20 protein-coding genes and 1 other RNA gene are annotated in these 21,064 nt (G+C 32.4%); 10 read left to right on the top strand and 11 right to left on the bottom strand.

Translation table 11 applies throughout. The features are described 5' to 3' along the window. Window positions 1-43: 43 nt before the first annotated feature. Window positions 44-634 carry a hypothetical protein gene (locus ACRHNM_RS08450; protein WP_431135572.1) on the top strand — a complete coding sequence of 197 codons (591 nt, stop codon included), beginning with the start codon at window positions 44-46 and terminating at the stop codon, window positions 632-634. A 148-nt stretch (window positions 635-782) separates the two neighbouring features. Here ACRHNM_RS08450 and ACRHNM_RS08445 read toward each other — a convergent pair whose 3' ends face one another. Together ACRHNM_RS08445 and lpdA are read right to left on the bottom strand one after the other, a co-directional pair. Beyond that, window positions 783-1,523 (bottom strand): DUF6090 family protein, encoded by a 741-nt coding sequence (locus tag ACRHNM_RS08445; RefSeq protein WP_431135570.1) that lies wholly within the window; start codon window positions 1,521-1,523, stop codon window positions 783-785. A 247-nt stretch (window positions 1,524-1,770) separates the two neighbouring features. Then, complete coding sequence (lpdA, locus tag ACRHNM_RS08440) at window positions 1,771-3,171, bottom strand: dihydrolipoyl dehydrogenase (RefSeq protein WP_431135569.1); 1,401 nt, start codon at window positions 3,169-3,171, stop codon at window positions 1,771-1,773. Between the two features lie 117 nt (window positions 3,172-3,288). Between lpdA and ACRHNM_RS08435 the strand changes: the two genes are divergently transcribed. Beyond that, window positions 3,289-3,501, top strand: a complete 213-nt coding sequence (locus ACRHNM_RS08435; protein WP_431135567.1) for a dodecin — start codon at window positions 3,289-3,291, stop codon at window positions 3,499-3,501. A 56-nt stretch (window positions 3,502-3,557) separates the two neighbouring features. Here the strand turns inward: ACRHNM_RS08435 and ACRHNM_RS08430 are convergent, their stop codons facing one another. Further along, complete coding sequence (locus tag ACRHNM_RS08430; RefSeq protein WP_431135565.1) at window positions 3,558-4,184, bottom strand: CPBP family intramembrane glutamic endopeptidase; 627 nt, start codon at window positions 4,182-4,184, stop codon at window positions 3,558-3,560. A 55-nt stretch (window positions 4,185-4,239) separates the two neighbouring features. Next, complete coding sequence (locus ACRHNM_RS08425) at window positions 4,240-4,701, bottom strand: Lrp/AsnC family transcriptional regulator (protein WP_431135563.1); 462 nt, start codon at window positions 4,699-4,701, stop codon at window positions 4,240-4,242. A 187-nt stretch (window positions 4,702-4,888) separates the two neighbouring features. Here ACRHNM_RS08425 and ACRHNM_RS08420 point away from each other — a divergent pair, with 187 nt between their 5' ends. Beyond that, window positions 4,889-6,106 (top strand): aminotransferase class I/II-fold pyridoxal phosphate-dependent enzyme, encoded by a 1,218-nt coding sequence (locus tag ACRHNM_RS08420; RefSeq protein ID WP_431135561.1) that lies wholly within the window; start codon window positions 4,889-4,891, stop codon window positions 6,104-6,106. On the opposite strand, the gene ACRHNM_RS08415 is transcribed toward ACRHNM_RS08420, so the two are convergent. After that, on the bottom strand, window positions 6,103-8,790 hold the full coding sequence (locus ACRHNM_RS08415) for a tail fiber domain-containing protein (RefSeq protein ID WP_431135559.1): 2,688 nt from the start codon (window positions 8,788-8,790) through the stop codon (window positions 6,103-6,105). The genes ACRHNM_RS08420 and ACRHNM_RS08415 overlap by 4 nt on opposite strands. A gap of 176 nt (window positions 8,791-8,966) precedes the next feature. Beyond that, window positions 8,967-10,532 (bottom strand): LuxR C-terminal-related transcriptional regulator, encoded by a 1,566-nt coding sequence (locus ACRHNM_RS08410; RefSeq protein WP_431135557.1) that lies wholly within the window; start codon window positions 10,530-10,532, stop codon window positions 8,967-8,969. Window positions 10,533-10,737: 205 nt separating this feature from the next. Between ACRHNM_RS08410 and nhaC the strand changes: the two genes are divergently transcribed. The 5 genes from nhaC (at window position 10,738) to ACRHNM_RS08385 (ending at window position 14,261) form a co-directional block, all read left to right on the top strand. Next, on the top strand, window positions 10,738-12,207 hold the full coding sequence (nhaC, locus tag ACRHNM_RS08405) for a Na+/H+ antiporter NhaC (protein ID WP_431135555.1): 1,470 nt from the start codon (window positions 10,738-10,740) through the stop codon (window positions 12,205-12,207). A gap of 139 nt (window positions 12,208-12,346) precedes the next feature. Further along, window positions 12,347-12,985 carry a peroxiredoxin gene (locus tag ACRHNM_RS08400; protein ID WP_431135553.1) on the top strand — a complete coding sequence of 213 codons (639 nt, stop codon included), beginning with the start codon at window positions 12,347-12,349 and terminating at the stop codon, window positions 12,983-12,985. Window positions 12,986-13,081: 96 nt separating this feature from the next. After that, a complete protein-coding gene (locus ACRHNM_RS08395; protein WP_431135551.1) occupies window positions 13,082-13,390 on the top strand; it encodes a thioredoxin family protein in 309 nt (102 codons plus the stop codon). Window positions 13,391-13,402: 12 nt separating this feature from the next. After that, window positions 13,403-13,660: a DUF6952 family protein gene (locus ACRHNM_RS08390; protein ID WP_431135549.1), complete on the top strand. Its 258-nt coding sequence runs from the start codon at window positions 13,403-13,405 to the stop codon at window positions 13,658-13,660. A gap of 358 nt (window positions 13,661-14,018) precedes the next feature. Further along, window positions 14,019-14,261 (top strand): putative signal transducing protein, encoded by a 243-nt coding sequence (locus tag ACRHNM_RS08385; protein WP_431135547.1) that lies wholly within the window; start codon window positions 14,019-14,021, stop codon window positions 14,259-14,261. A 90-nt stretch (window positions 14,262-14,351) separates the two neighbouring features. Here ACRHNM_RS08385 and ACRHNM_RS08380 read toward each other — a convergent pair whose 3' ends face one another. Continuing rightward, window positions 14,352-15,977: an ABC-F family ATP-binding cassette domain-containing protein gene (locus tag ACRHNM_RS08380; RefSeq protein ID WP_431135545.1), complete on the bottom strand. Its 1,626-nt coding sequence runs from the start codon at window positions 15,975-15,977 to the stop codon at window positions 14,352-14,354. 186 nt (window positions 15,978-16,163) lie between these two features. On the opposite strand from ACRHNM_RS08380, the gene ACRHNM_RS08375 reads away from it, so the two are divergent. Next, a complete protein-coding gene (locus tag ACRHNM_RS08375) occupies window positions 16,164-17,603 on the top strand; it encodes a TlpA family protein disulfide reductase (RefSeq protein ID WP_431135543.1) in 1,440 nt (479 codons plus the stop codon). Between the two features lie 58 nt (window positions 17,604-17,661). On the opposite strand, the gene fsa is transcribed toward ACRHNM_RS08375, so the two are convergent. The 4 genes from fsa to ffs all read right to left on the bottom strand — a co-directional run bounded on the left by fsa (window position 17,662) and on the right by ffs (window position 19,944). Then, on the bottom strand, window positions 17,662-18,315 hold the full coding sequence (fsa, locus tag ACRHNM_RS08370) for a fructose-6-phosphate aldolase (RefSeq protein ID WP_431135541.1): 654 nt from the start codon (window positions 18,313-18,315) through the stop codon (window positions 17,662-17,664). Between the two features lie 157 nt (window positions 18,316-18,472). Next, complete coding sequence (locus ACRHNM_RS08365) at window positions 18,473-18,889, bottom strand: hypothetical protein (protein WP_431135539.1); 417 nt, start codon at window positions 18,887-18,889, stop codon at window positions 18,473-18,475. A gap of 44 nt (window positions 18,890-18,933) precedes the next feature. Next, on the bottom strand, window positions 18,934-19,737 hold the full coding sequence (locus ACRHNM_RS08360) for an SDR family oxidoreductase (RefSeq protein WP_431135537.1): 804 nt from the start codon (window positions 19,735-19,737) through the stop codon (window positions 18,934-18,936). Window positions 19,738-19,845: 108 nt separating this feature from the next. Next, window positions 19,846-19,944, bottom strand: an RNA gene (gene ffs / locus ACRHNM_RS08355) — signal recognition particle sRNA small type. A gap of 87 nt (window positions 19,945-20,031) precedes the next feature. On the opposite strand from ffs, the gene ACRHNM_RS08350 reads away from it, so the two are divergent. Then, entirely contained in the window at window positions 20,032-21,063 is a 1,032-nt protein-coding gene (locus tag ACRHNM_RS08350; RefSeq protein ID WP_431135535.1) for a glutaminyl-peptide cyclotransferase, read from the top strand. The last annotated feature ends 1 nt before the right edge of the window (window position 21,064 follow it).

Here is a 21,064-nt window from a genome sequence, read left to right as displayed (position 1 = left end):
CACGTTGGATTAATAATTATTATTTTTGTAGAAAACCTGCTTAATGGAAGATTACTTACGCAAGATAATTCCTAACTTGAAACCATTCGATTACAATCGTCATCACGATTCACATTTCATTAATCAAGAATGGGTTTTGGTGAATGGAATTTCTAAAAAAAAGTCTATTTACACTTTCAAAGAAGATAATATTCTTGAAATCTCAAGGAAAAAATCAGTTATAAAAACATCCTGGACATTAAGTATTTCTAACGTTTTCACTATAGAAACCGAAGATGGCCTCATAACTGTTAAAGCCTTTTTTAAGGATGATGATGTTCTGGTTCTGAATCATCAGAATAAAAAAGAATTTGCGCTTTTTATCAATACTACAAACTATTCAGAAGACTTAAATAACATTGAAGATGTCAAACTGTTTTTAAGAGAAAAGTACAAGCAAAAAGTATCTAATTTAATCTATGAACATGAGTTTTATTACATTGAACAGTCTAAAGAATTCGGTCCCTTTACAGTTGAAGAACTTTATGAAAAAGTAAAAAACAACAAAATTAGTGTGTACTGTTTTGTTCGAGATGTTAATGAGGACGATTACAGCAACCGATTACGGATTTATGATTTGATTAAAGAACTATAAACATCTATTATATCTTTTAAAAGGATTTTCAATAATACTTACATGAAGGATTAAGGCTTTCGCTATACCAAAATGCTGGTGTGCTGAGGATATGTGCGTTATTTAAAAATGTAAGTGAGATTATAAAACCCTATTTATCATGAAGAACTTAATCATTAGCAATTTCAGCTTCTATTAATTTCACAATTTTATGACCTTTAACTTTTAAACTATCATATACTTCAAAATATTCTTCATCAGCAACACGTTGCATTATTCCTAACATTTTAGAGTTCTTATAGATAAGCCCTAAAGTTAATTGTAATTCTTCGTTTGTCATTTCCTTATATCTCATTTTAAAGAATCTTGAAATTTTATCATAATCTCCATCAAATAAACCAACTTCCATACTCTCGATAAAATTATTTAAACTCGTCTCACTTTCGTGTATTTCTTCAAAATAGGCATAATAATCGAAAATAGCATCTTCAATAGCAGAACCTTGTAAATTAGCAATAAAACCTGAGTTTTTTAGCGCATCGAAACCTGCTGAATTCACATTTAAATATTGTTCACCAACAACAGGAGCAATTCTACTTACTAGACTTAAAGACATTGAATCTTTAATCATACATTTCATATAATCTTTTGCAGCGTGATTATGTTGTATTCTAATGTTTTTTATCTGATTGATTTCGGCTGTATCGGATTGAATGTTTTTGCTGATACTTTTTAGATAGCCATGAAGTTGATTATTGGTTTTTCGAGCTTCATTCCAGTTATTTATTTGAAGAGCAATGAGAATCCCAATAACCACAAGGACAATTTCACCTATGGCGTATTTAACATACTTGGCAGTTTTTCCTTCGGAAATAAAGTTTTGACGAATTCGTCTGAAAAATTTAATCATTCACTTTCTAATAGAAGTAAATTAGGTTGATGGCTGTAGTTGAGGTTGGTTATTTGTTGTGTTTAAAGATATTAAAATGTAGCTGATAATCTCATTAAATTTAAAAAAAAGCTATGTAGTTTTAGTAGTGGATTCCTGCCTGCGCAGGAATGACTAAATCAGAATAATAGTTACAAAAAAAGCGAACTAAAGAGTTCGCTTTGATATATTTTGAATTCCGCATCAAGTGCGGAATGATAACTCTACTTTAAACATGTAACGCACGATCATCAGTAGCCGCTAAAGCCGCTTCTTTTATTGCTTCAGCAAATGTTGGATGTGCATGTGACATGCGAGAAATATCTTCAGCAGAGGCTCTGTATTCCATAGCAACGACCGCTTCAGCAATTAAATCGGCACAACGCGCACCAATCATATGCACTCCTAAAACCTCATCGGTTGTTTTATCTGCTAAGATTTTTACAAATCCGTCAAGATCTCCACTTGCCCTTGCTCTTCCCAAAGCTCTAAATGGAAATTGTCCAACTTTATAGTCTACATTATCAGCTTTCAATTCTTCTTCCGTTTTACCAACAGCTGCTACTTCTGGCCATGTGTAAACCACACCAGGAATTAAATTATAATCGATATGCGGTTTTTGTCCAGCTAAAATTTCAGCAACAAACACACCTTCCTCTTCAGCTTTATGTGCTAACATAGCTCCTTTTACAACATCACCAATAGCATAAATATTAGGCACATTAGTTTGTAAATGTTCATTCACTTCAACTTGTCCTCTATCAGTCAATTTCACACCTGCAGCTTCAGCATTAAGTCCGTCAGTATAAGGACGACGACCAACAGAAACCAAACAATAATCGCCTTTAAACTCTACAACCTCTCCCTTTTTATTTTCGGCTTTCACAATAACTTCGTCTCCTTTGCGCTCCACAGATTGCACCTTATGAGACACCATCATATTACATTTCGACTTTTTAAAGACTTTATTCAGTTCTTTAGACAACCCAGCATCCATAGTAGGAAGGATTCTGTCCATAAATTCAATCACAGTAATTTCAGCTCCTAAACGTCTGTACACTTGTCCGAGTTCCAAACCAATCACACCTCCACCTATGATGATCATATGCTTTGGAATTTCTTTTAGCTTTAGAGCTTCAGTAGATGTAATAATGCGCTCTTTATCTAGAGTAATAAATGGCAAGTTAGACGGTTTTGAACCAGTAGCAATAATGATATTTTTTGCTTCAATCTCTCCAGCATCTTTTCCTTCTATTTGAATATGAGTTGCATCTTTAAAACTTCCTAAACCTTCATAAACATCGATATTATTTTTCTTCATTAAGAAATCAATTCCACCAGTAGTTTGATCAACAACAGCCTGTTTACGAGCCACCATTTTTTCAAGATTTACTTTAACATCTCCTGGAATTTCAATACCATGATCTTCAAAATGCTTCGTTGCTTCTTCGTAATGGTGAGAAGAAGACAACATAGCTTTACTCGGAATACAACCTACGTTTAAGCAAGTTCCGCCCAGTGTTGAATATTTTTCGATTATTGCTGTTTTCATGCCTAATTGCGCGCAACGAATTGCTGCTACATATCCTCCAGGACCAGAACCTATTATTGCTACATCGTATGATTTCATTTATCTCTGTTTTTGTTCGTTAAAAATCGACTACAAAAGTACAAATTTAGATTAACTCATAATTATATAAAGCCAGCATATTTTTGTATCTTAAAGGCTAATCTTAAAACTTAAATTATGAGCAATCACACGTACAAAAAAATTGAAATTGTTGGTTCTTCAGAAATATCCAGCGATAATGCTATTGAAAATGCTATCGCCAAAGCTTCAAAATCATTAAAAAATTTAAGATGGTTTGAAGTTGTTGAAAACAGAGGACTCATTGGTGATAACAGCAAAATATCTTACTGGCAGGTTACTGTTAAAATTGGCTTTACTATGGAAGACTAAACATCAACAGCTGTGACTCTTATGAGGTTGCTACTATGATACTGTAGTAGATATATTTATGACGGAAAACCTAGTATTTCTCCCATTCCGACTGTGAACAACCAACACCCATATATGGCATGTTCAACAGATACCAAAAGTGTGGATTTCGTTTTTTTGAAAGTTATAGCGAATAATAGTCCACCTATAAATGTCAAAAGCATCACTAAACTATTTCGAAAAAAGAGATGCGCTAATGAAAATAACACAGCATTGGTAATTATAAATAAGAGATCACTTTTAAACAAGCCTTGATAACGTTGAAAGAAGAAGGTTCTGTAAACCAATTCTTGAGGATATACCGAAAATAAACTATAAATAAATAAGAATAACAACCACAATAATGGCTTGTTTAATACCATAATGAAAAGGTTTGGTTGATTTACAAACCACATATAAACTATGGTAAAAACTGAAATTAATAAAAGCTGAACTACTATGCGTTTAAAGAATGTATTCAAATTTAAATTTGGAGCTATTTTAAACTTATTTTTTTCGATTCGTAACAGTATAAATACGACATATATAAACCCGATTAGACCAATAGCCATTTTAATCCATAATGGATAATCTATAGCAAAACTTACAGGAATGATCATAAAAATAATGAAGAGTTCAGTAAGTTTATAAGTTGCTGTTTGCATGTGATACATTTAAACTAAATTAAAAACTTCTCGGTTTAGCATCTTAAACGGTTCATTACATCGAAATTACTGTTGTATGTTTTACTTCATTAATCATGAATGCACTATGTGTGCTTCCAATATGACTAATTGTCGTTAATTTCTTGACCATAAATTCACGGAATTCATCCATATCAGCAACAATTACTTTAAGCAAATAATCGTAATCACCACTTATGTGATAACACTCCAGAACCTCTTCCAAGTCAGCTACCTGTCTTTCAAAATCAACCACATAGTCTTTACTGTGTTGTACTAATTTAATACTACAAAATGTTACAAAGGCTTTATGAACACTTTTTTTATCTACTATTGCTACATACTTTGAAATGATCCCTTCGCGTTCTAATTTTTTTATTCGCTCATACACTGCAGTAACTGAGAGGTTTAATTTATGCGAAAGCTCTTTATTAGTTTGCTTGCTATCTTCCTGAAGAAAGTGCAATAATTTTTTATCTATTACATCCAGTTGTATCATATTGAAAATTTTTCAGTTTTATAAATTGAAACCCTACGAACTAAACAAAATCATCTGTAAATATAATTAATAATAGTTTTATTTTCTAATTTTGAATATAATCATTGATATATCTTCTAAATATACAGATATTTGATGTTATATAAACTAGATTTAATTAAAATCAATATACTTAAATAACATTCTAATGGCTTTTAAACCAGCAAATAACATACAAGATTTACAATATTTCGGAGAATTCGGAGGCGTTAATCCTTCTATTTCTGATTCATCCACCTATACATTTCTTTCAGCAAAAACCATGTTTGATACTTTTGAAGGCAATGCAGATGGTTGTTATTTGTATTCACGTCACTCCTCACCTTCAAATTTATACTTAGGTGAAGCACTCGCTGCTATGGAAGGCACAGAAACTGCAAACGTCTCAGCTTCAGGAATGGGAGCCATTACACCAACACTCATGCAACTTTGTGGAGCTGGTGATCATATTGTATCAAGCAGAACTATTTATGGTGGTACTTATGCGTTTCTGAAAAACTTTACTCCACGATTCAATATAGATACATCATTTGTTGACATTACTAAGTTAGAGGCAGTTGAAGCAGCCATTACTAAAAACACAAAAGTGCTTTTTTGTGAAACAGTAAGTAACCCGTTATTAGAGGTTGCAGACATAAAAGGACTTGCAGACATAGCCAGACGACATGATATTAAATTAGTGGTAGACAATACGTTTTCTCCTCTTTCAATTTCTCCGGCAAAATTAGGTGCTGATATCGTGATTCACAGTTTAACAAAATTCATAAATGGATCTAGTGACACTGTTGGAGGTGTTGTATGTGGTACACAAGACTTTATTGATGCGCTCAGAAATGTCAATGATGGCGCTTCAATGCTATTGGGTTCTACGATGGACAGTTTAAGATCTGCTTCCGTATTAAAGAATCTCAGAACTTTACATATTCGCATGCAACAACACAGTTTAAATGCTTCTTATTTAGCTGAAAAATTTGAGCAAGATGGTTTAAAAACCGTGTATCCAGGATTAGCTTCTCATCCATCACATGACTTATTTAAATCGATGATGAATGAAAAATACGGATTTGGTGGTATGCTAACTATTGATGTTGGAAGCTTAGACAAAGCCAACGAATTGATGGAAATGATGCAAAAGAAAAACTTAGGGTATCTTGCTGTGAGTCTAGGATTTTATAAAACGTTGTTTTCTGCACCTGGAAGTTCTACCTCTTCTGAAATCCCAGAAGAAGAACAAGAAGCTATGGGATTGAGTGATGGTTTGATTCGTTTTTCAATAGGTTTAGATGCTGATATTGAACGTACTTATCAAATGATGAAAGACTGTATGGAAGAACTTGATATTTTAGAAAAAAAAGCCGTTCTTTAATTGCTGCTTTTTAGGGCATTCTTGATGTCTTCAATTTCGTTTTGAAGTGATTCGAGTTTGTTTTCCATCGTTTTATTTAATCTTTTTAACTCAGTGATTTCTTGTTGTTGTTCCTGAATTGCTTTTATGGCTACAACCGTAAAATAATTGTAGTTGACACCATAGAATCCTTCTTCATTCAATTTAACAGCGTCTGGAAAAATATGCATTAATTCTTGCGCCATAAATCCAGCCGATAAAGAGGAATCTATTTGCTGATCTTTATAATGATACGTATAGGTATTGACGTCATTCAATTTTTGCATCACATTTGTCATTGGCAAAATATTATTCTTTAATCGTTTATCTGATGTAATAACGTAATTACCAGTTCCAGCTTCAACATAAGCTCTTCTCACTCCATTTTCGGCAAATGAAAGATGCGTTCCGCTATGGTAAATTTTCCACTCATCAGCATTACTAGGATGCTCTAAAGCTAATCCACCAGCACTAGCTTGTGTTGTATTTGATTGTTTGATTGTTAAATCATGTGAAGGAATTGTGGTCATGATGCCAATTCTGTCAAGATTTCCTCTTACAAAGAAAAGATAAGGTTCATTATCACTTTCAACAATAAAATTGTTAGTGGCAAGACCTTGATCGTTAAAAACCGTATTTCCTGTAGTGGACATATAATGTTGTACGGTTCCGTTGCTGTAAAGGTAAAAATTTGCATCATCACCAATATCAAACAAACTTGCTAAAATGGTTCCTGAATTAGATTCGTCATACCATTGGGTATCACCTCCAAAATAAGTGTTTCCATTGTTTCTGACTTCAAAATGATTGAGTCCAGCACTTTGAACAATAAAATCTCCTGCACCATTTAGATTATGCGTTAATGAATAATTACCATATGTGATGGTCGTATTTTGATTGAGCGTACCACCTAATTGCACAGTACTACCTGATGTATTGAGCCCGTTAGCTGCTGTTACTGTAGGCGTACTCAAGGTTGCCCAACTTACATTACCTACGCCATCGGTTTGCATCACTTGATTAGCGGTTCCTCTTGAAGCTGGCATGATATATCGATTGCCAGTAGTCGTTCCTATGGAAACATTTCCTAAAAAATAGCCAGCATAACTTCCTGATTTTAATGCTTGAGAAAACACGCCATAATGTGTGCCACCAGCACCTGAGATCATTCGATTATACACACCGAACTTAGCTCCATTTCCCGAACCACTCAATTCATTATAGATACCATAATGAGAACCATTGCCAGAGCTATATATATCATTTGATACGCCGTACTTATTAAAATCACTTGAACTACCAATATTATTTTGAACAGCATAATGATTTCCTTGACCTATTCCTGAAAGCAGATTATAAGTTCCAATATGGCTTCCACTTCCCGAACCACTCACTATATGTCTTGAACCATAATGGATACCGTTTCCATTATTATTAATTGTTGTATAGTTCCCTGTCTGCTCACCTGCTCCAGTACCTGCTAAAGTATTATATGAGCCATAATGTATTCCGGAACCTGAATTAGTGATTTCATTCCTAATGCCATATTGATTTCCGTTTCCATTTCCTTCAAGCTCAGAATAAAAACCATAATGATCTCCATTACCTGTATTAATGACGTTAGTATAAAATCCTATTTGATTACCTGCTCCTATGCCTTGGAGCCTTGCCCAGTTACCATAATGTGTTCCTGTCCCTGTTCCTCTTAACACATTATACAATCCATAATGCAAGCCATTTCCACTATTATCAATCACATTAATTGTTCCTAATTGTGCTCCAGAACCAGTACCTGACAATTGAATCTCAGTGCCGTTATGGGTTCCTGTGCCATTTCCATCTAAACGAATAAACTCGCCATAGTGAGTGGCATTTCCTGAATTATTTATATTGATATAATTTCCCAATTGTTGTCCTATTCCAGTACCTTGAAGTCTTGTCCAGTTTCCGTAATGAAGTCCATCACCACTATTATCAATCAAATTTATAGCTCCATACTGAATACCCGATCCAGCACCTGATAGAAAATTATATGAACCATAATGATTTTCAGAACCTGAATTATCAATAAAATTAAAAACCCCATACTGCCTACCAGCTCCTGTTCCCGAGAGTATGTTGTACGAACCATAATGAAATCCAGATCCCGTATTAGATATTTCAATTCTATTACCCAGTTTTAAACCATTGTCTGTTCCATTCAATAACACATTAACTCCTCTTTCATTTACTGAATTTTCAATATCTAAAGAATAATCTGCTGTAGTTTTACCAATGGCTAAATTTCCCATAGTAAATTGGTCGTCATTAATATCACCTGGTGAGGTTGTAGTTCCTTCCTCATAAAAATCGTGGTCATTACTTATTGTTTGTTGAACTGGCATCCACTGAGCTCCATTAAAAAAATAAAACCCTTCTCCATTACCTCCTGTTACGCTTGCATTGGTATTCCAAACTAACAAACCTCTGGCTGGTAATGAAATTGGTGTTGCTGTATTATTCACATCAATTAAACTTACCCTTGGAACCAAAACACCTTTGTCTGTTGCTGATATATCTAAGACAGATGACGCTTCTGGATTTGTGGTTCCAATTCCTACTTGAGCATGCAGCATACTGATATTAAAAAAATAAGCTAAAAAAAGAAATAGTGCGATGTGTTTCATTGGTAACAAATTCATTTGTTAGTAATACACATTAAAACTGCACATTTTATATAAACAAAAGCCTAACCTTATGGGTTAGGATTTGAAAAATAAGACACAAATAACTGATTTTGTGATGTTTAATCTATATTTTACTAAAAAAAACCAAATGACTTTATAAAGTTTTTTGTAGAAATTTAAATCGATTCCAACATGTATTGAAAGGCTTCTTTTCTATTATTGACGCCTAATTTGCTATAGGCATTTCTTAAATGAAATTTTACTGTACTCACCGTAACAAACATTTCTTTTGCAATCATTGAATTCGTCTTCCCTGCCACACATAACTTTAGCGTTTCAAATTCTCTTTCAGTAAGCGGTGTTTGTAATTTATGATTTAACTCGTCCATATTTAAATCAACAGAAAGTTCAGACGGACTGCTATGTAGCTCCATGAATCGTTTTTGCAAGGCTTCAACTTGTAAGGATTGTGCTATACGTTCTGCCCTTTCTTTTTTATGCTTTGTAATAAAGAATAACAACAGCATCATAATAATGGCTAGTCCTCCAACTATCAGCATTATGTTTTCATTTCTGGCTTTTAGTAAGTTGGCACTTTTAAGCTGACTTTCATAAGTAAGCTTTTGTATTTCCTTTTCTTTTTTAGCAGTTTCATATTGTGTTTCAAGAGCAGCTACACGAGCTTTTACTTCAATATTACTTAATGAGTCTTTAAGTGAAACAGATGCATTAAGAAAAGTTAGGGCTTTGCTGTCATCACCTTTCTTTAAAGCTATTTGATAAAGTAAATCGTAAGCTTTTTGCTCACTATTAGAAAACCCATTTATTTTTGCTCTATCAAGTGCATTTTGTGCAAATTTTTCAGCCTCAGCGAATTTAAATTGTTCAATTTTGACGTTTGACATAGCGAGTAATGTTGTAATATACTCTTCTTGATCTCCTAAAGTTTTAGCATATTTGTGTGCCTGTTCATAATGGGAGTAAGCACTATCAAGTAAATGTTTTTTTAGAAATATTTTACCAAGATTAGTTTCGGCATACACTAACATTGTTGGGTCATTAAGATTCTTAAAGAATGTTCGAGCCTTATTTAGATGATGAATTCCGTTATCTAATTGATTTAAATCATTATATACCATTGCTAGTCTCAAATGATTGAGTGCAATATCTGTTGTATCCTGAATAGTTTCAGAAAGAGCTAAGCATTTTTTTGTAGTTTCTAAAGCTTTATCTACTTGACCTAATTGATAATAAACACCTCCTAAATTTCCATATGTTTTACTTAAAACATCGTTGAGTTTTGGCTCGTTTTTACCTTCAGCCAGCTTCATAACTTTTTGATACGCATCCAAAGACGCTTCATATTCAGCTTTTCCCATAAAAACCAAGCCACGTGTATTATGTATCATGGCTAATAAAAAATCTGAATTTGTTTTTTGAGCAATTTTTTCAGCTTTATTAAGATGCAAAAAAGAGGAATCTGCATGATTGAGTTGTCCATAAGCTATTCCTAAATTAAGATAAAAATGTCCTTGCAAAGAATCGCTAGTTTGCTCTACAATATTTTGAAATGCAAGCAGGTTATTAATCCCTTTTCTTGGATTATCAGTAGTCATAAATTCTGCTAATGCATTTTTAATTTGATCATCAGAATTTTGACTATTTACAAAAAACGATGCAAACAAAAATAAACGAAGTATGCATCTGCTTTTAATTATTTTAACTTGTGGTTGGTAAAACATAGACAATCATGAATTATAACTCTCTGTATCAGACTAAGATACCTAAAATGATTTAATGTTACCAATTTACAAGAAAACTAAATAATGAATAAACATAAATTATTCAAATTCAAAAGTTTATAAGTGCTAATCTAAAACACCTATTGAAATCGATTTGCAATTCGTAAGGCAAAATCGTAACATTACAGAACAAAATCCCTAATTCATGCAAGACGACAATAATATTTCCAATTTCAAAGCAGACAATCAAAATATTGTAAAAAATAAAGAGCTTAATATTTTAGAAGCACTTATTCCTGTTGTCATTTTAATGGGTTTACTTGCTTACAACATTTTCTTTGTAGACGGACAAGAATGGTTAGGAACATACACTAATCAACTCATTCTATTAATGGGTGGTTTAGTCGCTATGATTGACGGTTTATTTAATAAAGTATCGTTAAATATTATGATTAAAGAAGTATGGGAAAATCTCAAAAGTGTTTTCGTCCCTATTCTTATTTTATTTTTAGTTGGTGCTTTGGCCGGAACTTGGTTGATAAGCGGAGTTATTCCTGCAATGGTGTATTATGGACTTCAAGTTTTAAGTCCTGAAATATTTTTACCTGCTTCTGTTGTCATTGCTGCAGTCATTTCAATTGCTACAGGAAGTTCCTGGACAACATCTGCCACTGTGGGTATCGCATTAGTTGGGATTGGTTCTGCTTTAGGCATACATCCTGGCATGATTGCTGGAGCCGTAATTTCTGGCGCTTATTTTGGAGATAAAATGTCTCCTTTAAGTGACACTACTAATCTTGCTCCAGCAATGGCAGGAACTGATTTGTTCACACATATACGATATATGACTATTACTACAGTGCCTACTATCATCATAACACTTATTGTATTTACTGTTATCAGTATGAACATCGATACGAATGGAAACGCAAATATTAGTAGTCTTTTAAGCACTATTGATAACACCTTTAATATTTCTCCTTGGTTATTTTTAGTACCTGGAATTGTTATCGCTCTAATTCTTGCAAAGACAAAACCATTGATTGCGCTTGGAGCTGGTGTTGTTTTAGCAGCAATTTTCGCTTTCATTTTTCAACCTGAAATTTTAAATAATCTATCTGAATCAAAATTTGAGGCTATTTTGAACTCAATTATGACTGACACTTCTATTGTAACTGAAAATGAAAAATTAAACGACTTATTCTCGGCTGGCGGAATGAAAGGTATGCTTTGGACTATTTATCTTATATTATGCGCTATGGTCTTTGGTGGTATTATGGATGCCATTGGTGCTTTAGCAAAAATCACACAAGCTTTATTGTCTGTTGCGACAACAATTTTTGGTTTATTTACAAGCACAGTGATAAGTTGCTTAGGCTTGAACACCATCGCTTCAGATCAATACCTAGCAATAGTTATTCCTGGAAAAATGTTTAAAAAAGCCTATGAAGACAGAGGCTTAGCTCCTGAAAATTTGAGTAGAACACTTGAAGACTCTGGCACAGTCACTTCTGTGTTAATTCCTTGGAATACTTGTGGTGCCTATCAATCAGGTGTTTTGGGTGTTGGTGTTGGAGAATATTTTGTATATGCTATTTTTAATTGGCTAAGCCCATTTACTACACTACTATTTGCCGCATTCAGAATAAAAATTAAAATGTTAACACAAAAATAGATTTTAATTATAAAACAAATAATTAGCCATAATTAAAAACTATAATTGTATAAAAAATTAAAATTTTCATAACACCAATTTTCTTTATTGTGAAGTATATTTGTGATATAGAAAAATTAATAATTAAAAAATATAAAACATGGCATTAGTAGGAAAAAAATTCCCGAATTTAAACGTTGACGCAATGAACGAAATGGGTGACACCTTTAAAGTAAACGTTCTTGAAGAAGCAGTAAATAACAAGAAAAAAGTATTATTATTCTGGTACCCAAAAGATTTCACTTTTGTTTGTCCGACAGAATTACACGCATTTCAAGCTGCTTTAGGTGAGTTTGAAAAAAGAAACACCATCGTTATAGGTGCGTCTTGTGATACTCCTGAAGTTCATTTTGCGTGGTTAAATACAGCAAAGGACAACGGCGGAATTGAAGGTGTAACTTACCCTATTTTAGCAGATAGCAACAGAAATCTTTCTAGTATCTTAGGTATTTTAGATATTTCAAATGAAACTTACGACGAAGAAACCGGAACAGTTCAGGTTGAAGGTGATAATGTAACGTATAGAGCAACCTACATTATTGATGAAGAAGGAACAATTGTTCATGAAGGTGTTAATCATATGCCTTTAGGAAGAAACGTAAATGAATTTTTACGCTTAATTGATGCTTACACACATGTACAAGAGAAAGGTGAAGTTTGTCCTGCAAACTGGGAAGAAGGTAAAGATGCAATGGCGCCAAATGCAAAAGGCACTGCTGAATATTTAGCATCTCACTAATATAAAATTTTGTCATTGCGAGCAGAGTAAAATTACAATTTCCAAAAAGAAATTTCGCACTTTGCTCGCAATGACTTTTAAACTTAAATATAAGTTATGATTCAAGAATTAGAACAAGATAATCTACAACATATAGTTGATAACAACGATATTGTTATTGTACAATACTCTGCGACTTGGTGTGGAAACTGTCGGATAATGAAACCTAAATTTAAGAAATTAGCTTCAGAAAATGAAAATGCTATTTTTGTTATTGCTGATGCCGAAAAATTTCCTGAATCTAGAAAATTAGCAACAGTAGACAATCTACCTACTTTTGCTACTTTTAAAGGTGGTGATTTTAAAAATCAAGTTCAGACTAATAAATTTGAAGTTTTAAAAGAATTAGTTGACGAAGTCATATAAATAAAAACGATTATGAAGCTACCTGTAATTAAGCACTTGATACAATTCATTGAAGATAATGATGAAGATTATATCGTAGAAACTATTGAAACTCTGGAAAACCTCACTGAAGTTCCTTCATTAAAAGATGAAGAACTGGATGTGGTTGGCGAACTAATTTCTAATATGTATGGAGCCATTGAAGTCCATAAAATGATAAAAGAAGGTACTCCAAAAAAAGAAGCACTCAATACTTTTATGAAACGTGTTTTGGGTTCAATCGATAATTAAAAAAGACCGCTTCCACGAAGCGGTTTTTTTATGTTACATCCACAAATAACTTTAAGAGGTTCTATATAAAGTCTATTTGTGTCATAATTGGTATAGTAGCATTTTTCCTAATTAGATCAATGTTCAAAAAATAAAGCCTATTAAAAAAGCCATGTTCTTTACAACATGGCTTTTCAACAACCTAACTAAATCAATCAAAATATTATCTAGCGATAATTTTTATTGTTTAACAAATATACAAGATTGTTAAACAATAATTTAGTTATTAGAAAACTTTTAACATTTTTATATCAAAAAAAACAGTAGAGCAAGTGGTATAAATTTTGTAATTTAAAGGTGTAAATAAAAACTTAAAACTATGAACGCTTCAGAATATACAAAAATCTATTACGGTAATTTTATTTTAGTCACTCGTATTAAAGATGAATTAGAGCAGATTGGCATCATTCCTATTATAAAAGATGAAGGTGAATCGCAACGATTAGCAGGTTACGCCTCTATGAATCAAGGATACCAGGAAGTGTTTGTACATAATGACGAGTATGATAAAGCCATAACTGTAGTGAATCGTGTTAAAAGTGAGATGGAAGCATCTTCTTAGTTAACAACATTTATTAAGAACTCAAACAGATCATTTTGAATCAACTCTTGTGAGTAACTCTTAGTTATAGCTAATTTATAAAAGAAACATCTAAGCGCTTACACCATACATTTTTTCACGCTGTTCTTTTATTTTTTTATCATTCATATATTCATCAAATGTTAGATAACGATCTATAACTCCATTTGGAGTTAATTCAATAACTCTATTGGCTACTGTTTGAGCAAACTCGTGATCATGAGTTGTAAACATTACAGTACCTTTAAAGTTTTTAAGTGAATTGTTAAATGCAGTAATACTTTCAAGATCTAAATGGTTGGTAGGCTCATCGAGCATTAAAACATTTGCTCTCACCATCATCATTCGACTCAACATGCATCGTACTTTTTCTCCTCCAGAGAGAACATTAGCTGTTTTTAGAGCTTCATCGCCACTAAAAATCATCTTTCCTAAGAATCCGCGAATGTAAACTTCTTCGCGCTCTTCCTCTGTTGTTGCCCATTGTCGCAACCAATCTACAAGAGTTAGATTATTATCAAAATAATCACTATTATCTAATGGTAAGTAGGATTGAGAGGTTGTAATTCCCCAGTCATACTGACCAGCATCTGCTTTTTCTTTACCATTAATAATTTGATAGAAAGCTGTAGTTGCTCTAGAATCTTTAGAAAACACTACGACTTTATCGCCTTTATTTAAATTGATATCAATATTTTTAAATAAAATGTCACCTTCAACAGAAGCCTCTAATCCTTCAACATTTAAAATTTGATCTCCAGCTTCACGATCGCGTTCAAAAATAATTGCTGGATAACGACGGCTGGAACGTTTTATATCTGCGATATTTAGCTTTTCAATCATTTTCTTTCTACTGGTTGCTTGTTTAGATTTGGCAACATTTGCAGAAAATCGTCTGATAAATTCTTCTAACTCTTTTTTCTTTTCTTCAGCCTTTTTATTTTGTTGTGCATGTTGTCTCGCTGCTAATTGAGATGATTCATACCAAAATGTATAGTTTCCGGAGAAATGATTAATTTTTCCGAAGTCAATATCTGAAATATGCGTACAAACTGAATCTAAAAAGTGTCTATCGTGAGATACTACAATCACACAGTTATCATAATTTGCTAAAAAATTCTCTAACCAAGAGATTGTTTCATAATCTAAATCATTGGTTGGCTCATCCATAATTAGTAAATCTGGGTTACCAAAAAGTGCCTGCGCAAGAAGCACACGTACTTTTTGCGTACCATCCAAGTCTTTCATTAATGTGTAATGATACTCTTCTTTAATGCCAAGGTTTGATAACATTGCTGCAGCATCACTATCTGCATTCCAGCCATTCATTTCTTCAAATTCTACTTGAAGCTCTCCTATTTTTTCGGCATTTTCATCTGTATAATCGGCATATAACGCATCAATTTCAGTTTTAAGTTTATATAATGGCTTGTTACCCATAATAATAGTCTCTAAAACCGTATGCTCATCGTACAAATTATGATCTTGTTCTAAAACAGACATACGTTTACCTGGTTCTAAATGAACATGACCAGAAGTAGGATCCTGTTTTCCTGCTATGATTTTCAAGAACGTTGATTTTCCTGCACCATTTGCTCCAATAATTCCGTAGCAATTTCCATTATTAAAAGTCGTATTAACTTCATCAAAAAGAACACGTTTACCAAATTGTACTGAAAGGTTAGAAACTGTTAACATATAATGTGTTTTAATTTTTTGCAAAAGTAGAAAAATCAATCCATTGTAAGAAACAACTAGCACTAATTATTTTCGATGAAAATTCTTTGAAAACATAGCATATATAAGATTTAACAACGTATTAACAAGAGTTATTACCTGCAAGCTCTATTTTTGTTTAGTAATTGAACTACCTACAACGTATTTATGAAATTTTATTTTTATATTTTTTTAGCATTTTCACTTGTATTTAGCTGTAAAAACTCGAGCTCAACTCAAGGAGATTATGCTTATTTTGGTGGAGAAATTATCAACCCAAGCAACAATTATATTACTCTTAGTAACGGTATTGAAGGTAAAGACACCATCTATCTTGATAACAACAATAGATTTCTTCACAAAATTGATAATTTAAATCCTGGTTTATATTCATTTACTCATGGAGGAGAATATCAAACTATTTTTTTAGAACCAAAAGACAGCTTGTTATTTAGATTAAACACAAATGATTTTGATGAGTCTTTGGTATATACTGGTATAGGCTCTAAAAAGAATAACTATCTTATAAAATCGTTTATAGATGACGAAATAGAAAATAAGAAGTTTAGAAATACAAGTCATTTAGAACCTGAAGTTTTTCAAAAACACATGGTTAGTCGCAGAAAGCAAAAGCTAGAACATTTTGAAGAATTTTTATCTAAAAAACCTTCATCAGACTTATTTAAAAGTATTGTAAAATCCAGTATTGACTACAATCATTATGCATATCATGAAATGTTTCCTTTTGGTTATTACGGAAATAATAAATTGATTCATTTTAAAGATTTACCTGAAGGTTTTTATGATTATAGAAACGAGGTAGACCTTAACAACGAGAGCCTGAGTAATCTATATGTTTATAATAGATTCCTGTTTTGGCACTTTAATAATATGGCTTTAAACCAATATTATATTGATGGAAATCATGAAGTTTTTGACAGAATGGCTCTGGACTACAATATTGAAAAGTTAAAACTTATTGACAGTGCTGTTACCAGTGAAAATATTAAAAATTATTTATTAAAACACATCACAAGAGATTTCATTTTAAATGCTAATGATCGTGATGAAACTAATACAATGATTAATTATTACCTAAGTAAAAGTACTAATTCTAAAGATAAAACTTATTTGAAAGCTCTAGATGAAGCATCAAGCAAATTGAGACCTGGAAATGTGCTACCTAACTCAGAATTAATTGATTTTGAAGGAAATACCGTAAAACTAAACACTCTAATTAATGCGCCAACTGTCATTTATTGCTGGTCTACGAATTATAAAATGCATTCGAGAAATAGCCATTTTAAAATTAATGAACTAAGAGCCAAATTCCCTGAAGTAAACTTTATCGCAATTAACTTTAATGACAATGAGTTACATTACTGGAAAAAGACGATTCGTTCCTTGAACTATGCTTCTAAAAACGAGTATATGTTTTCTAATTCTTCAGAAGCCATGGAGAAATATGTAATTACTTTATCGCATAAAATCTTTGTAATTGATAAAAAGATGAGAATTGTAGATTCTAATATTGGTCTTTTTAGTCCAGAAATGACTGAGGTTTTAGAAATTTTATCGTCATCACATAAATCACCTAACACAAAATAAAAAAACACTCTTAAATACATCCATTCAAGAGTGTCCCATAACGTTACAAAAGGATTGTTTAATTTCCTTTATTATAATCTGCTAAAAACTTTTCTAAACCAATATCTGTTAATGGATGCTTTAACAATCCAACAATTGAACTTAAAGGTCCAGTCATAACATCAGCACCAAGTTTTGCACAGTCTATAACATGCATTGTATGTCTTACAGAAGCCGCGAGAATTTCAGTATCAAAACCGTAGTTGTCATAAATCATTCTTATTTCAGCAATAAGGTTTAAACCATCTGTAGAGATATCGTCTAATCGTCCTATAAATGGAGACACATAAGTTGCTCCAGCTTTAGCTGCTAATAAAGCTTGACCTGGAGAAAACACTAAAGTCACATTGGTTTTTATACCTTTATCACTAAAGTATTTACAGGCTTTAATGCCATCTTTAATCATAGGCAATTTAATAACAATTTGGTCATGAAGTTTTGCTAAAGCCTCTCCTTCTCTAACCATACCATCAAAATCGGTAGAAATAACTTCGGCAGAAACATCGCCATTTACAATATTGCAGATATTGACATAATGTTTCATAATGTTATCATGACCTGTAATACCTTCTTTTGCCATTAATGATGGATTTGTGGTAACACCATCTAAAATACCCATGTCTTGAGCTTCTTTAATTTGATCAAGATTAGCTGTATCAATAAAAAATTTCATAAAAATTGTGTTTTTTGTTTCATCAGTTTATTCTGAATTCATTTCTGAAAAGAAGAAACGATTTGTAATTAATACTAATCACGAAATTACAACTTTAACATAGCTTAAATGATATGTTTTTTTCAAAACATATCAACAAATTAAATCTCTGTAGAAATTAATAAATGGTAATTGAAAATTCTTTTGAAGTCGACTCAGAGCACATAACTTCTTCATATTGGTCTGTATCGTAATCATAACTCAAAGGCGGATCGACATATAAGAGTAAAGTAAATCTAAATGTTCCTGCTACTTCTGGAGTACCTTCAAATGAAACCGTTCTGTAATTTGCAAACATGTGAATACCATCAGGTAAATTACCATAAACATCGTAATGATATCCATAATCATTATCGCGAGGTTCATTTTTAATTTCAGTAGTGACTTCTTGATAATAATAAACTCCTATTGTACCATCTTTGAAAGTAGCATCATGAATTTCAGGTCGTCTATTTACAATACAGTCTAAATAATCTTTGCAACCAGTAAAGACAAAACAAGTTAAAAATAACAGAAAAGGTAATTGTTTTTTCATGAGGATACAGTTTAACAACCTATCATCAAAAAACATACCAATACTTATAGCTTATAATGCTTCATTAGCATTTTCTCATAGGTTTTATCAGGAAGAATTCGTTTCAAAACAACAGAGAACTTTTGTAAAAAGGCACCAACTTTATAATGAATCTTTGGATATGGTGTATTTATAATTTTGAAAACAGCATTTGCAACTAAAGCAGGATCATTGCCATTATCAACATCTTCATCAATATTTTTTAAAACTGATCCATATTTAGTTTCATAAGGAGATCCTTTTGTTACAGGTGCATGATAGCGACCTGCAGCAATATTAGTAGCAAAATCACCTGGAGCCAGATTCGTCATGCGAATATTAAAATCTTTAATTTCCATTCTAAAAGCTTCAGTAATTAATTCTAAAGCACCTTTACTCGCACTGTAAATTCCGCGGTATGGCAAGCCCATATATCCAGCAATAGATGTAATATTTATTATCAATCCCGAATTTTGAAGGCGCATTTGAGGTAAAACAGCTTTGATGACATTGATTGGTCCGAAGAGATTTGTTTCAAAATTACGTTTGATTTCTACATCAGGAATTTCTTCTATAGGTCCTGTAATTCCTGCACCTGCATTATTAATAAGAACATCAACTCTACCAGATCCTTCAACTACTGTCTGAATTGCTTTTTTTATTGAAGTGGTATCAGCAACATCTAAAGCCACTAATCTAAATTTAGAGTCTGTATAGCGTTCTGGCGTTCTGCTTGTACCATACACGTCATACCCTTTATAGGTTAGAAATTCACCAATAGATTTTCCAATACCAGAAGAACCTCCAGTTATCAATACAACTTTAGACATGAAATTAGATTTAAAAGTTAAAAGTAAAAAAGTTGAAAGTTAAATGCTATTAAAAACAAACATTCTTAATAAATTATAACCTGTTAAGATTTGAGTTTAGGGTACAAAAAAAGGCAAGCTACCTACATCACACCGCTACGACCGCGTACCTTTGCTTCGTTCCCGACCTGGAGGATTAAGCAGGAGCTGGTTGTGTAGGACTTGCCGACTGCAAAGATACAATCTTTTAATACTTCTGCAATGATTTTTTAAACCGAATTTTATTAAATAACTTGCATTAAAATTTGATAAAAAATGTCGGTATTTAAATCTTTCATTCTCATTGCGTTATCTCTCTCACTAATTAATTGCGGAAATTCAAATCCAAAAAAAAATAATTTTTCAATTGATACAAACGCAAAAGACAATGTTGTGAAACTAGGAGAAACACTTAAACTTTCTCTTAACAACCCTAATAACGCTACTATTTCTTCTATTAGTTATCAGATGAATGGTGAACCTATCAATGCGTCTTTAAACTTAAACAATCAAAAGTTAGGTGTGCAAACAATTACAGCAACTGTTAATTATGATGATACAAAAGAGGAGGTCACTACTAACATCACCATTCTTAATGATCAACTTCCTAAAATCTACGATTATAAGATTATTAATGAATATCCTCATGATATCACATCCTACACACAAGGTTTAGAATTTCACAATGGTATTTTATATGAAAGCACAGGTCAGTATGGAGAATCTAAACTAAGAAAAGTGGACTATAAAACTTCTGATATTATAAAAAGTGTTGATTTGGCGCCACAGTATTTTGGAGAAGGATTAACCATTTTAAACAATAATATTTACCAATTAACATGGAGAGAGAACACTGGTTTTGTTTATGATGTCGACAGTTTTGAAAAAACTGGTAGTTTTAAATACGGACAAAGTAAAGAGGGTTGGGGAATTTGTAATGATGGAACAACACTTTACAAATCTGATGGCACAGAAAACATCTGGTTGTTAGATTCTCAAACCCTAGCCGAAGTTTCAAAATTACAAGTTTACACCAATAAAGGTAAAATTATAGGCATCAATGAAATGGAATGGATTAATGGTAGAATTTATGCCAATCGTTACCAAAAAAATGGTGTAGCCATTATTAATCCTGAAAATGGTGCTGTTGAAGGTGTTATTGACTTTTCACCTCTACGCCAATTAGTCATACAACATGAAGGATTAGATGTTCTTAATGGTATTGCCTATAATTCTGAAACTAAAACCATTTTTGTAACTGGTAAGCGTTGGGATAAGTTATTTGAGGTTCAAGTATATGAAAAATAAC

The sequence above is a fragment of the Psychroserpens mesophilus genome, assembly GCF_050617655.1.
GTDB lineage: Bacteria > Bacteroidota > Bacteroidia > Flavobacteriales > Flavobacteriaceae > Psychroserpens > Psychroserpens mesophilus_A.
The sequence above is the reverse complement of the archived record's forward strand: the minus strand, read 5'-3'. Positions and strand labels throughout refer to the sequence as shown.